The sequence below is a fragment of the Butyricimonas muris genome (assembly GCF_046365375.1).
GTDB lineage: Bacteria > Bacteroidota > Bacteroidia > Bacteroidales > Marinifilaceae > Butyricimonas > Butyricimonas muris.
The window spans coordinates 168,519-182,820 of the sequence record NZ_JBKEIT010000011.1; the positions used below are offsets into that span (position 1 = coordinate 168,519).

A 14,302-nucleotide genomic window follows, 5' to 3' on the forward strand; every position below is an offset into this window, starting at 1 on the left:
ACGAAAACACCCGAGAAAGCAAAAAAGTCCGTAAGGTTTATCACGATATTATAAACTTTACGGACTTTATAGTTTAATGAACTTTATCTTATTTCCCCTTCCTTCGGATCAGCACCAGTATTCCCAGCAAAAGAAGCAATGCCGGCAATACCCACTTCAACACGATTTGCAAGGTTCCCCCGGCATCCATACCCAAGTTCAACTTATTATCAATAGGATCGGGACGGGTAGTATCCACCGGTAATTCCTCGTAAGACAGCCAGTCGAACATCGACATAATCAAGTCCCCGTTCGCCGACGATATCCCCCGGCGGGTTGTGGACAGTTCGCCCATGCTGAAACAATCGGCATCACCGAGCACGATAATCCGTTGTTGTTTCCCGGCATGCTCCCGTTCCAATCCGACCATCGTCGTTTTCACCCCGGCACGCTCTCCCGCTTTCGGGTTCAGGCGTGCCGTGTCATTCACGAAATCGATCGTTTCCAATTCATTCCAAGCGGCAGAATCCCGCCCTTGAAACAAAGGCATTACACGGAAACCCTTCTCCGCTTTCTGCTCGATAGCCAAGGCTCCCGGCATCACCAGAGACGCAGGACGGCGTCCCATGTTCGTGTTCACGTACAGACTCTTCCATAGGCGGGATATCTCTTGAGCCTCCTCCGTTGCCCGGCAAAGAAACAAATGCGGGGGATATTCGTCAATCTGTTGTTGCACCAGAATACCCGGTTCAAAACTCAATCCTAAATACTCCATCAAAGGAGTCAAATGGGAATAACTCTTCGGTTTTCCGGCGATCACCAGATTCCTCCCGCTTTCCACGTAACGATACAAAGTTTTCAACTCTTCGTTCGTGAAAGGTTCCAAAGGTTCCGCCACAACAAGCACGTCCAAACTATCCAACACCCCCGGGTTACGCTTCAAATTCACGTCAGTCACGTCAAACCCTTGATTCAGTAACGACTTCCGGTACATTTTCTCGGCAACCATATAAGAATAATCCCGATTCTTATCCCCGACAATCGAACGGGCGCCATGATCCGACAAGAAACCCACTTGAGGCAACTTCATCGCGATTCGTTTCAACGCCGCGGAAATCTCCGTTTCACCCGGAAGACGATTCATGTCGGCATATACCCGTAGAAAAGTTTTTTGCCCGTTATCCCGTTCGATCAAAGCCACGAAACGATACCCCTCGTCACTTAAATCTATATTTCTTAGCGCCTCTTCTCTAGCCAGTTCCTCCGGGGAAAGATATTTTCCCAACCGGGTTCCCTGCAATTTAGCCGCATCCTTAGCCGCCCCGTACAAAGTCTTTTCCGGGTATCTCTTTTTAAAAGCCTCGGTCGTCGTGTCCGTGTAATAATAAAAGACATAATCGAGTTTGGTTTCCGGTTTGAAACGGATATACCGCTCGTAACGGGCTATATCACTATTGATACCTTTCGTCGTTATGCTGTGAATGCTCCCGAACAGATTCACGTAAGTCGTTATCTTCAATCCGCCGTCCAACTGTGCCACGATATCCTGACTCGCTTGTGTTAAAGTATTGCTCTTCGTGTGTGTCGAATCATGATACCACTTCATCGTCGGACGGGAAGTCAGATACCCCAAGAAAACCGCCGCGAGAAACACCCCGAGATAACGCGCGGCTTTCCCTGCAAAAGAACAGCTCTCCCGCCGCAACTGCAATTTCAATATTGCGAAACACAGGAACATCACGCTCATAAGCACGAAATACAAAATATCTTCACTGCAAATCAATCCCTTGATAAACGTGCTCGCCCTACCGCCAAGCGACAACCAATACGTGATTTCCCGCACGAAGGTAAATTCCTGCCAGATACCGGAAACCAGATTCAACAAGGTCAGCAAGGCAAACATTCCTATTGCCGCCACGATCGGGTAAGTAGTCAACGTCGACATGAAAAGCCCGATAGCCGCGTAAAGCCCGAACAAAAAATACAATCCCAACAAACCCGTCAACACCGCCGACCAATCGAACGACTCCACGAGGCATCCGGCTATCAGCACGTAAACCAACAGGAATGCCATCATCAACAAACCGTACAGCATGATGCCCAAGTATTTTCCAAGCACGATATGCCTGCCCGTGATCGGGGCTGAAAAAAGCAACTTGATAGATCCCCTGTTAAATTCCTGACTAATCAACCCCATCGTCAACAAAGGCATCAATAAATATAGGAACTGACTCACTCTCGACCACAATCCCCCCATGGGGGTATAAAATATCACCCGGGATATCGCGTACAATCCCCTGCTTCCCAATTCTTGCCGCCTTGCCAGCATCTCCATCATATCGGCAAATCCCATACCTGTCATAAACACGAAAAGCACGAGTAAAAGCCACGCTACCGGCGAATAAAAAAGATTTGACAACTCCAAACGGGCTATCCTGTATATTGCTCTCATAATTTTTCCTCCATATTAAATTATTTCCCTGACAATTTAGCGAACACGGCTTCCATCGAGCTTTTCTCGACCTTAATTTCCGTCATTTCCCATCCCCGTGCCACACTCTCCCGGATAATCAGCTTTATCGTATCCCGATCCCCGTCATACGTCAGGCGGACACCATGACTTCCCACGCTTTCCGCCCGTCTGATGCCGGGCATCGCCATCAATTCATCCGGCAAAGGGGGCAAATCGAAAGTGGCGTAAAGCGTGTTCGGCTCGATATAACTATCAAATTCATCCACGCTGCCGGAAAAAACAACCCGCCCGTGTTCAATCATCTTGATCGTGGAACAAGTAGCCTGCACCTCCGACAAGATATGCGTCGAGAGCATCACGGTACGCTCCTCGGCAATATCCCGGATCAACTGGCGCACTTCCAGTATCTGATTCGGGTCCAACCCGTTCGTGGGCTCGTCCAGCACCACGAACTTCGGATCGTGCAGAATAGCCTGCGCGATACCCACGCGTTGCTGGTAACCGCCCGAAAGATTACGCAACAAGCGGTCTTTCATGTGCGTGATCCCGCAACGTTCCTCCGCTTCCCCGATAGCCGTCTTGATCTTTTTCCTGTCCATCCAGTGAATCTCCGCGCAAAAACGAAGATACTCGTCCACCGTCAAATCGGGATAGAGGGGTGGTTTTTGTGGTAAAAAACCGATATATTTCCGGGCAGCCACCGGGTGTTTCAACGTATCAATCCCGTTAATAAATACCTTCCCTTGAGTCTGTTTCAACACACCGCAAATAATATTCATCGTTGTCGACTTCCCCGCCCCGTTCGAGCCCAGCAAACCCACTACACCGGAGCCGTCGATCTCGAAACTGATGTCCTCGATCGCCCACTGTGTCGTGTAACGATGATACAAATGTTCAACTTTTACAATTGGATTTTCCATACATACGATTTTAATTCATAACTTTGATCAAGCGTCTCTTTCACGAGCCTTGCTTTTTTATAACACTTCAAAAACAAAAAAGTACCGACTTATAATTCAAAAAAGCTGCCCGTTTCCGGACAGCCTTCCATCTTGTGTTGTTGTTCAAGATGATTTATAGAAAAGCACGCACATTTTTATCACTCGTAACGGATAGCGTCTATCGGGTTCAGCCGGGATGCCTTGCGGGCGGGATACCAACCGAAGAAAACACCCGTGAACGTGCAGACAAGAAACGATATCACCACCGAGTACAGTAACACGGATATCGGCCATCCCAATAGGGAACGAAGTGCCAATGAAACACCGATTCCCAACCCCACGCCGATAATCCCGCCAGACACGCTGATAATAATCGACTCAATTAAGAATTGGAACAAGATATGCCGCCCCTTGGCACCGATAGACATTCGTAAACCGATTTCCCTCGTGCGCTCGGTGACGGAAACGTACATGATGTTCATGATTCCGATGCCACCGACAAGCAAAGAGATACCACCGATACAAGCCAAGAGTATCGTCAACACCTTCGTCGCCATCGTCAGCACCTTACTCATCTCTTCCAGCGAACGAACCGTGAAATCATCTTCCTGCCCCGCGGGAATACGATGCGTCTGCCGCAACACTCCCGTGATCTCTTGCATCATCTTGCCCGTGTATTTCTCGTCTATAACCGAAACGTAAATACCGTGCATGTAAGGGATTGCCAACAATCTTTTCTGTATTGTCGTGAAAGGAGCCAAGATGATATCATCCTGATCTCGTCCCATGGAATTATAGCCTTTAGGAGCCAAAACTCCCACGATACGGAAAGGCACTTTGTCAAAACGAATGACCTGACCGAGAGGATCCTCGCCGTTCTTGAAAAGATTATCCACGATCGTCTGTCCCACCACGCATACTTTGGCGGCATTTTTCATATCCTGATCACTGAACATTTCTCCTCGGTCAACCGTCAGCCGACGGATATCCATGTAATCTTCATTAATCCCATAAACCGTGGTCGGGGCATTATTCGGACCGAAAATAGCTTGACCCGATTTTGACACGTAAGGGGAACAACTCTCCATGTAGGGAACCTCCGAAACGATGGCCTGGTAGTCCTCCAATTTCAAGGTCTGAACAAGCACTCCATTCTGCCGGATTCCTCCTACCATGGCATTCGTCGGGTTGATAACCACCATGTTAGCCCCTAGTTCTTCTATTTGTTTCTCTATCGTGTACTTCGAACCCTCGCCGATGGCAAGCATCGAGATCACCGAGCTGACACCGATAATGATTCCCAACATCGTAAGGAACCCTCGCAATTTATTGTTACTCAATGCCCGAAGGGCTATTACTATCAAATTACCGTAATTCATTTATTCATTTTAGATTTATGATTTATGATTTCAGATTTATGATTATCATCCTCCCTAACTAGCGCTTTTATTAATCCTAATTCATAAATCGTGAATTAATCAATTTCTTTCGGTAACGCCTCCAACACTTGCCGGGCGGAACCGATTCTCGAGTTTTTCTTGTCCTCGACTACCCGACCGTCACGAAGTAATATGTTGCGACTACTGAACTCCGCTATTTCAGGGTTATGCGTCACGAAGATGATCGTTCTCCCCTCGGCATGCAGCCGCTGGAATAAAGCCAGAATCTCGTACGAGGTGCGGGTATCTAAATTACCCGTCGCCTCGTCGGCAAGCAAGATAACGGGGTCGTTCACCATGGCTCGGGCGATTGCCACCCGCTGCTGTTGTCCCCCGGACATCTGGTTGGAGCGATGATTCACCCGGTTCTCCAAACCTACCGCCTTCAAGGCGTTCAACGCTTTTTCCTTTCTTTCCCGTTTAGAAACGGACGGGTTGTACAACAAGGGCAACTCCACGTTTTCCAATGCCGTAGTCTTGGGCAACAAGTTGTAGGACTGGAAAATAAAGCCTATCTTCAAATTCCGGTAGGAAGCCCTGTCATTTTTCCCCATCTCCCGCACGGGCTTCCCGTCCAAGTAATACTCCCCCGACGTGGGAATATCCAGACAACCCAGCATATTCAACAAGGTTGACTTTCCCGAACCGCTCGTGCCCATGATGGTCACGAACTCCCCCGGTTGGATAGAAAAAGAAACATCACGCAAAGCGTGTACCGTTTCCGAACCCACCACGAAATCACGGCAAAGATTCTCTATTCTGATTATATCTTTCACTTGTGTATTCATAACGTGAATTAAATGATATATCTACTTTAATGAGGTCTTGCCCCGGTCATGTTAGGCATCAAGGGATTTCCACCCGGTTTTGTCTTTATGGATTCAGTCACTTTAGCGGGCAGATGTATCCCGGTAATTATTTTTTCCCCGGCTTGAACACCTTCCAGTACTTCCGTGTAGATCCCATCCGAGATACCGGTACGCACGTTTTTATTCTTCAATCCCTCGGCGGTCTGTATCCAAACAGATTTCGTTTCTTTCATTCCCGGTTGCACCTTTGTTTTCTCGGGAGCAACGAGTTCCCCGTCTTCATTCTCGGGCTGGAAACGCAAGGCACGCAAGGGAATCATCAAAACATCCGCTTTCTCGTGCGTCAACACCGTGATACTCGCCGTCAAACCCGGCTTCAACTTCAAATCCGGATTCGGTGCGTCAATCACCACCTCGTAAGTAACCACGTTCGATGTCACGATCGGTTCCAATCGTACCTGTGTCACCGCTCCCTCGAAATGTTCGTCCGGGAAGGCGTCTACCGTGAATATCACCTTCTGACCTTCTTTTACCTGACCTATATCCGCCTCGTCCACATCGGCAATCACCCGCATCTTTCTCAAATCATTCGCGATAACGAATAATTTCGGCGTGTTGAACATTGCCGCCACGGTCTGTCCCTCGTCCACGGCTCGGGAAATAACGACCCCGTCTATCGGCGAGTATATCATGCAATAATTCAGGTTCGTCTTCGCTTTCAATAAATCAGAACGGGAGCGTTCCAACGCCCGGCGAGCTTTCTCGTACTGGTATTCGGAGGTTTCGAAATCCGAATCACTCACCAAATTCTTGGCGTGCAATCCTGCCACGCGCTCGTGATTTTTCTTCTGGTAATCGTACTCGTTCTGGTTGGAATAGTGCGTTGCCAACTGCGACTCGTACTCCGATTCCAGCACGGTTTTATCCAGTTCAGCGATAAGCTGCCCCTTTTTCACCTCTGAATTATAATCCACTAGAATACGGGCTATCGTCCCGGAAACCTGTGTTCCAACCTCTACCTGGGTAATAGGTTCTATCGTACCCGTCGCCGTGATCGTGTTACGAATATCCCCTTTCTTAACCTCGAACACCTCGTAATTCACGGTTTCTTTCTCTTTCGGGCGAAAGGAGAAAAACAAGAGTATGGCTCCCACAACAATAATTATTGCAATAACTATCTTTTTCATCTTCAATTATTTTTATCAAATTATATATCTATCGGTTCATTCCTGTAAAAATTCAATAGCTTAAACGCGAGGACTGCTTGGTATTTCGCTTGTATCTGTTCCTGCAACGCGGACAGGTAATTGTTCTTCTCCACCAGCAAATCCACCGGGTTCTTCATTCCGGCATCAAATTCCTCTTGCACCTGCCGATAACTCGTGTAAGCCGATTTTACCCGTTGATTGGCTGCCGAATAGCGACTTTGGGCAGCCACGACATCCTGATGTAATGATTCCACGGTTTGCAACAGATCTTTTCGGGTATTACGTTCGGCTAGCCGGGATTGCTCGGTTTGAAGCCTAGCTTTTGAAACATTTAAACGAGCTTTCTTCCGGTTCGTGATCGGAATGCTGATATTAATCCCGACATTTTCATTCAAGCGATCATCCATTTGTGAAAAATAAGACCCCGAACTCTTGGAATCATGATTCGTGGAGACGGAAGCCGTGAGCGAGATACTTGGCAAGTAATCTCCCTTGGCGATTTTTTCACCCAGAATTGCCGATTCAACGTTCAACCGGCTACTTTTCATTTCAGGCATAACCCGCAATGCCTCCCGGTAGACCTCATCTAACCCAGGAATAGCAACGAGCACATTTCTCTCGTCCAATTCCGGGAACACAACATCGAAATCGTCTTCCGGTCCGAGTTCCAAAAGTTGTTTCAATTGTAACTTGGAAAAAGCCAGATCATTCTCGGATTGTATCACCCGGTATTGATCGTTGCTATATTGAGATTCCATTTGGGCGAAATCGCTTGTGCTGATAGAACCCGCATCAAGCAAGGCTTTCGACCGAGCCAATTGCTCTCCGGAACTTTCCAGCGTCTGCCTGTCGGTTTTTAAAGTTTCATTCGCGTACAGAATTTGCAAATATGCCTTTGTCACCGCTATTTCAATATCATTTTGGGCAACAAGTACATCTTGCGTCATGGCTTTTTCAACCAATTCCTGCTGCTGAATGGAACGGGAGAGTTTGCCTCCCTGGTAAAGCGCCATATTTCCGTTCAAGGAATAGCTACCCGTGTAGGAACTTGACTTTTGGTGTCCCCACCCCTGGGTACTCGAAAAATCAAGTGATGGTAACCGCTGGGCTTTCTCCCTTGACAAGTCAACCGAAGTATTTTCCAAAGATACTCTGGCGTATTCTACTTGAAGATTATGTTCTCTGGCATGTTCAATACATACCCGCAAAGACCATGGCTTCTGTTGTGCCATCCCGTCTATCGCACTCAAATTTATGATACATATGCACACCAAAGACATAAGGTTTCCCCACTTCACGTTTCCCGAACGTGAATAAACATCATTTAATTTTCTCATAAATAAATTCTTGCAGTTTATCTTACTCTCGAACGAATGATTTCCACGATTCGCTCGTTATTAATAATAATCATCCCGTGCTTGTCACTCGTTATCCCATTTTCTAAACGGTACGTGTAAGTCGGCACCTTGTCTTTCATCACGGTTGGGAGATACGCGAAAGTCACGTTATCACACGTCTTCCCCAATTCTTGACCGACCTCAATGATGTGCGTGGAGATCATGAAAGAACAAGCCCGACGATTTGCCAAAGCCCGTGTCACTGCCAGCGTGGCGTCGAAAGCGTCTTTCACGTTCGTGCCCTTGAATAACTCGTCAAAGATCACGACCAATCGTTTTGACAAACTCACTTCCACGGCCACTTTTTTCACCCGTAAAACCTCGGCGTAAAAATGGCTGTATCCCAAGTTAATGTTGTCCGGCACGTTGATTGAAGTATATATCCCGTCCTGTACCGTGAACTCCATACTTTTCGCCGCCACGGGGAATCCCATGTGTGCCATGTAAACAGCTATGCCGAAAGATTTCATCAACGTGGATTCACCTGCCATGTTCGCTCCCGTCAGGAAAAAGATATTCCTATTTTTCGTGATTTCCAGATCGTTAGACACCGCACCCGGAAGAGCGGGATGAAACAAACCCCGTATCCCCATGGAAACCTCACTATCCGCATAAGCCACCGGAAAACAAAATTCCCGCTCCCGGGCAACCCGCCCTACCACGGTATTCAAGTCTATTTCATAAAATAATTTCACGAAATCAACGAGTTTCTTGTTTAAATCACAACGCAATATCTTGTCAAACTTAAACATCTCGCTCAAACTTAGCTTTTCTCCCCGAAAACTCAACACGCGGGCAAGCGCCTTGTCCCGCAACAGGGAATGTCCCCACTTGATTCTCTCTTCCAACGGGTTTCCCGTGATTGTCTTGACAATCTCGTCTAAATAACTCTGGGCTTTTTGCAAGAAAAACAACGTGGTTATCACTTGTTCATGCCATTGATTTATAACGGTATCATTTCCTATTAATTCCAGCGTTTTCGCCCTTAATAGAACCGCCAGATTAAATACCCAATGTTTACCGCTGGCGCCCGACAAATATTGCTCCACGATATCACACTCTCTCGTTTCACCGGGAAAGGCAATATCATGCTCTTTGAAATACCGGAAGATTTGGGTTCGTCGGTTAATCTCCGCGGCATCCGTCAAAGGATTGAGAAACATCCTTTCCAGCAGGCGTTCCCCCCCGCGTGTTACTGTATCACAAAAAATACTGTAAACCGAATTATTCTTATACCGCCCTAAGATATTCAAATCCTCCAATGTCTGCTTGTCTGTCTCGAAACTCATAACGTGCCCCCTTCCCCGTTTATTATTTCTATTATCTTCTCGTTGTTGATAATGATCATCCCGTGACGATCATTCGTGATTCCCTCTGTCAATTGATACGTGTATCTCGGCACACTTCCTTCCATCACCGTCGGCAAGTAAACGAAACGGATGTTTTTACAACGCTCCTTTAAAACCTGCCCCACTTCGATGATATGAGTCGAAATCATGAACAAACAATCCGGTATCCCGGCAAACGCTTCCGTCACCGCCAACGTGGCATCATAAGCATCTTTCACGTTCGTGCCCCGGAAAAGTTCGTCAAACACGACGACCAGATTTTCCGTCTGGCACAAGTGCTGTGCCACTTTCTTGACACGCAATACCTCGGCATAAAAATGGCTGTACCCCATGCTCAGGTTGTCCGGCAAGTTAATGGTCGTGAACATCCCGTTACGCACGGAAAACACCATCTCCTCCGCCGGCACGGGAAATCCCGCGTGAGCCAGAAACAAGGCTATCGTGAAAGACTTCATGAATGTTGATTTACCCGCCATATTCGCTCCCGTGAGAAATATGACATTGCTGTTCTTGTCCACGTTAATGGTGTTCCCCACGGGTTTCTTCAGGAACGGGTGAAAAACGCCTTTCATCTTCAACACGTTTTCCCCCGCCGGCAAAGCTTTGGCAAACACGAAATTCCGTTCTCTGGCGACTTCACCCACGGTAATATACACGTCCATCAAGTATATATTGTACATCATCTTGAACAATTTACTCCGCTCTTCAAACCGGAACACCTTATCGTATTTTACCGCTTGCTCGTAATTTACTTTCTTCTTCCCTTTCTCCTGTCGATACCAATTCCATTTCTCATTGGCGAGCAATGTTTTCAGTTCGTCATTGGCTTTCTTGACATTCTGATCACTCGCTTCACCCCCGGAATCCAGAAAGTCATTCAAGGTATTCAACATTTCCAGACATCCCATGATTCCATTGTGTATCCATGTATAATCCGTGTCGGAACCCATGATGTTTTTTACCTTCCGTCCCAAGGTATTGTCCTGTGCCATCAACTGAGTCCTGCTGTCCGTGTTATTCAGGTAAAATTCAATCGCATCAAATATTGCCCCCCGAAAAGGAAAGGACATCCGGCTATCCATGTAATAGGCGATAGCCTTACTCCGGCTTTCAATGGCATCTATTTCAGAAAGAGGATACTGGAACATCTCTTCCAGCAACCGGGCACCCCCGCGAGAGTGAGTCCGGTTAAAAATCTCATAAACAGACTGGTTCTTACCCGTGCCGAATATAGCCAAATCCGTCAATGTTTGCTTATCTATTTTGAAACTCATGATTCAATTTATGATTTTAGATTTTAGATTTACGATTCAATCATCCGGCCTTCCGAAATCATAAATCGTAAATCATAAATCACTTAATTACTTGGATCTCCTTCTAATCCACAACACGATTCCGGCACCGGCAAGCAACAACGGGATAATCCATTTGAATCCCCAGTTCATCACGTAGAACCCGTATCTTCCGATGTCTACCCGGTTATCTTTAGTACCCGGTCTTCTCACGTCAATAGGTAATTCATTATTACTCAACCAATGGAACGTACCCAAGTCCATGATGAAGTTCGTCTGGGAACGACCTTCCGTGATTTCCCCGTTAGAAATACAATCGGCATCTCCCAAGATCATAACACGTTGTTCTTTACCGTTCACCATACGGGTTAATGCCATTCCCGTGCAATAATCCTTAGCAACCTCACCTTTCGCCGGATTAAGTGTCAAACGCTCCTCCACGTAATCCAAAGACTCCATTTCGTTCCACACGGCATATGAACGATTCTCTTTCCTCTGAATATTCAATGTATCGCTTACCAACACGGGAGTTACTTTGAAACCCCGGTCAGCCACTTGCTCCAACCCGGCAGTCGTCGGTAACATGACTCCATTAGCCAACCCGAAATAGTAACTAAACTCTCTCGCCATGGGAGTAATCATACAATTCAATATATCCGGTTGTAACCATTCCAAACGATATTGAACCAACGTACCTTCCAATAGTTCCACGCCAAAATACTTGTTCAACAGGGGATTCATCACGTCCCGTCTTCTCGGCTCGCCCAAAATATACAAGTTACCTCCTCTTTCGATATATTTCGCCAAAACCTGTTCCTCGTTCTCGGTAAAGGGTTCGCGCATATCAGCAATTGTTACAATATTCACATCGGATGGAATACCATTCTCTAAATCAATTTCTACCGTTTCAAAACCTTGGTTTACTAATGCCTGACGGAAATCTTTCTTGTAAGCGAAAAAGTGATAACCGCGAGTTTTCGTATCATGAATGGAACGCATACCGTAACCTTTCACGAAACCGATCTTCGGAACTTCCAACGTCATCCGTTTCATGGCAGCAGACATCTCCGCCTCTCCGGGGAAAGGTTGCATCGGGTCATCATACGTACGCAACCAAGCTCTTTCACCACTTTCACGCACCAATTCCCAAGCAAACGTTCTCTCTCCCTCCAAATTCGCTATCTTCCGAATTTTTTCTGGACTCAATACCCGGTGAACGGTATCCAATTGGAATAACTCGCACATTTTCTTAGCCGCTTGGTGTACGGTTTGATTCTTGCTCGCCAATCTTTCGGCAAAGGTTTCCCCGTATACCCCGTCAGCCGGGGTGATCGTGTCGTAATAATACACTACCTTCAATTTCATCTCCGGTTTAAACCGTTCATACAGTTTAAATTGTTCCCGATTACGTTGAATAAAATCGGGGAAAGCGAACATCTGATAATTCGGTCCCAAGATATTCACGTAAGCTGTAATCGTTAAGCCACCATCCAATTTAGACACGATATCCTGGCTATGCGGCGTCAACGTGTTCCATTTCGTGGAGGAAGCATCGTAATACCCCATCAATTTCGGGCGGGAAGAAAAATATCCTATCGTACAAGCAATCAAGATGACCGCCATATATCTACCGAAAGAAACCTGCCAACGCACTTTCTGACGCACCGCGTTCAAACGTACCACCGTTAGAAACAAGAATAAAGCCGTCACAACCGGGAAATACAACACATCCTCCGAACAAAGCATACCCATAATAAAAGTAGAAGCCCGCCCGTTGATACTCAACCAATAAGTCACGTCACGAATGATGTCGTACTCCTGCCACCAGCCGCCTACCATGCTCAACAGCATCAAGATGATAAACGTCCCAATAGCTGCCACGAACTGGTAAGAAGTCAAACTGGACACGAAAATACCCACCGCCACGTACGTGCAAGTCAACAAGAACAATCCCAACAAACCGACCAACACTACCGGCAACTCAAAATTCTCCACGGTAAATGCCGCGTAAACCACGTAAAGCAACAGTATCCCGCACATCAAAGCGGCATAAATCACCATTGACAAAAACTTACCCAAGATAATTTGCGAATTACGTATCGGCGACGAATACAACAATTTGATAGATCCGCTACTCAACTCCCGACTGATCAACCCCATCGTCAACAACGGAATATAATAATACAAATAATTTTGCACGATACCCCAAATCCCGTTCGCGAACAAAGACATGGAAGCCATCATCGTTCTCCCACTCCCGTATTCATTCCCTTTCATAAACCACTCGTATCTTCCGGTGAAGTACATAGCGGTCTGCAAAGTAAATATCACCAACAGGAACCATGCCACCGGAGAGCAAAAAAGCATCCGCAACTCCGCCTTCGCTATTCTATATATCAATTTCATAATCTCATTTTTTTATAGTCACATACCTTAAATTCATACATCAGTGCGCTTGTTTCGACAATGCCGCGAAAATATCGTCCAGCGAACTCTTCTCCGGTCGAATTTCCATCAATCGCCAGCGATTGCGGGAACTGGCTTCTATCAAGCGTTCCAACACGCCTTCCGCTTCCTCGAACGAGATGCGGAAACGTTGTCCTCCTAGCTCCTCTACGCCAGTCACACCCTCCACCTGCATCAACACCTCGGGAGCCGGGGCGTCCGCCAATTGTAGAAATATAGTACTCGGCACGATATAATTATCAAACTGGTCTACCGTCCCGGAGAACACCAACTTCCCTTGCTCGATCATCAACAGGTAGTCGCATATCGCGTGTACTTCCCTCAAAATATGCGTGGAGAGAATCACCGTCCGCTCTTTCGCAATATCCTGTATCAAGCGACGAATATCCAAAATCTGATTCGGGTCCAACCCGTTTGTCGGCTCGTCAAACACCACCAAGGCAGGCTTATGCACGATAGCCTGTGCGATCCCTACACGCTGCTGGTATCCCCCGGAAAGATTCTTGATCAAACGGCTCCGGAAATGCATAATAGAGCAACGCTCCATCACCTCCTCCACTGCCGCTTTAATCTTTTTATCCGGCATCCGGCGCAAATAAGCCGAATGCGTCAAGTACTCCTCCACTGTCATGTCCGTGTACAAGGGTGCTTGCTGAGGCAAGAACCCGATATGTTTCTTCGCCTCCAAAGGTTCCAAACGCGTATCCGCACCATGAATAAGCACATTTCCTTCCGTTTGCTTCAACACCCCGCATATAATATTCATCACGGTCGATTTCCCCGCCCCGTTAGAGCCTAACAAACCGTATATACCTCTCTTCGGGATCTCGAAACTAATATCTTTGACAGCCCATTGCACACTGTAACGATGTGACAAATGTTCCACTTTTACGATAGCTTCTTCCATAAATATCTTTTATTTCTTTTTTATCATACCAAAATTTTCACA

General features: G+C 46.8%; 10 protein-coding genes. All 10 read right to left on the reverse strand.

Annotated features, from left to right (window positions below; all coding sequences use genetic code 11):
- Window positions 1-88: 88 nt before the first annotated feature.
- Window positions 89-2,431 (reverse strand): Gldg family protein, encoded by a 2,343-nt coding sequence (locus ACK8P8_RS17710; RefSeq protein WP_227217791.1) that lies wholly within the window; start codon window positions 2,429-2,431, stop codon window positions 89-91.
- A gap of 20 nt (window positions 2,432-2,451) precedes the next feature.
- On the reverse strand, window positions 2,452-3,372 hold the full coding sequence (locus ACK8P8_RS17715) for an ABC transporter ATP-binding protein (protein ID WP_186976488.1): 921 nt from the start codon (window positions 3,370-3,372) through the stop codon (window positions 2,452-2,454).
- A gap of 179 nt (window positions 3,373-3,551) precedes the next feature.
- Window positions 3,552-4,772, reverse strand: a complete 1,221-nt coding sequence (locus ACK8P8_RS17720) for an ABC transporter permease (RefSeq protein ID WP_369858755.1) — start codon at window positions 4,770-4,772, stop codon at window positions 3,552-3,554.
- A 95-nt stretch (window positions 4,773-4,867) separates the two neighbouring features.
- Window positions 4,868-5,608, reverse strand: coding sequence for an ABC transporter ATP-binding protein (locus ACK8P8_RS17725; RefSeq protein ID WP_369859071.1), 741 nt, complete (start codon window positions 5,606-5,608; stop codon window positions 4,868-4,870).
- A 38-nt stretch (window positions 5,609-5,646) separates the two neighbouring features.
- Window positions 5,647-6,834 (reverse strand): efflux RND transporter periplasmic adaptor subunit, encoded by a 1,188-nt coding sequence (locus tag ACK8P8_RS17730; RefSeq protein ID WP_369858756.1) that lies wholly within the window; start codon window positions 6,832-6,834, stop codon window positions 5,647-5,649.
- Window positions 6,835-6,848: 14 nt separating this feature from the next.
- Complete coding sequence (locus tag ACK8P8_RS17735) at window positions 6,849-8,186, reverse strand: TolC family protein (RefSeq protein ID WP_410026111.1); 1,338 nt, start codon at window positions 8,184-8,186, stop codon at window positions 6,849-6,851.
- A gap of 17 nt (window positions 8,187-8,203) precedes the next feature.
- Window positions 8,204-9,535, reverse strand: a complete 1,332-nt coding sequence (locus ACK8P8_RS17740; RefSeq protein ID WP_410026112.1) for a MutS-related protein — start codon at window positions 9,533-9,535, stop codon at window positions 8,204-8,206.
- Window positions 9,532-10,869, reverse strand: a complete 1,338-nt coding sequence (locus tag ACK8P8_RS17745) for a MutS-related protein (RefSeq protein WP_369858759.1) — start codon at window positions 10,867-10,869, stop codon at window positions 9,532-9,534. The genes ACK8P8_RS17740 and ACK8P8_RS17745 overlap by 4 nt, the downstream gene beginning before the upstream one ends.
- Before the next feature lie 87 nt (window positions 10,870-10,956).
- A complete protein-coding gene (locus ACK8P8_RS17750; protein WP_369858760.1) occupies window positions 10,957-13,293 on the reverse strand; it encodes an ABC transporter permease subunit in 2,337 nt (778 codons plus the stop codon).
- Window positions 13,294-13,333: 40 nt separating this feature from the next.
- Window positions 13,334-14,260: an ABC transporter ATP-binding protein gene (locus tag ACK8P8_RS17755; RefSeq protein WP_369858761.1), complete on the reverse strand. Its 927-nt coding sequence runs from the start codon at window positions 14,258-14,260 to the stop codon at window positions 13,334-13,336.
- Between the last annotated feature and the right edge of the window lie 42 nt (window positions 14,261-14,302).

Excerpts from the sequence above, each read along its gene's own strand:
- ACK8P8_RS17710 (WP_227217791.1), bottom strand. The coding sequence starts at position 2,431 with ATGAGAGCAATATACAGGATAGCCCGTTTGGAGTTGTCAAATCTTTTT.
- ACK8P8_RS17755 (WP_369858761.1), bottom strand. The coding sequence starts at position 14,260 with ATGGAAGAAGCTATCGTAAAAGTGGAACATTTGTCACATCGTTACAGT.
- ACK8P8_RS17720 (WP_369858755.1), bottom strand. The coding sequence starts at position 4,772 with ATGAATTACGGTAATTTGATAGTAATAGCCCTTCGGGCATTGAGTAAC.
- ACK8P8_RS17715 (WP_186976488.1), bottom strand. The coding sequence starts at position 3,372 with ATGGAAAATCCAATTGTAAAAGTTGAACATTTGTATCATCGTTACACG.
- ACK8P8_RS17750 (WP_369858760.1), bottom strand. The coding sequence starts at position 13,293 with ATGAAATTGATATATAGAATAGCGAAGGCGGAGTTGCGGATGCTTTTT.
- ACK8P8_RS17740 (WP_410026112.1), bottom strand. The coding sequence starts at position 9,535 with ATGAGTTTCGAGACAGACAAGCAGACATTGGAGGATTTGAATATCTTA.
- ACK8P8_RS17745 (WP_369858759.1), bottom strand. The coding sequence starts at position 10,869 with ATGAGTTTCAAAATAGATAAGCAAACATTGACGGATTTGGCTATATTC.
- ACK8P8_RS17735 (WP_410026111.1), bottom strand. The coding sequence starts at position 8,186 with ATGAGAAAATTAAATGATGTTTATTCACGTTCGGGAAACGTGAAGTGG.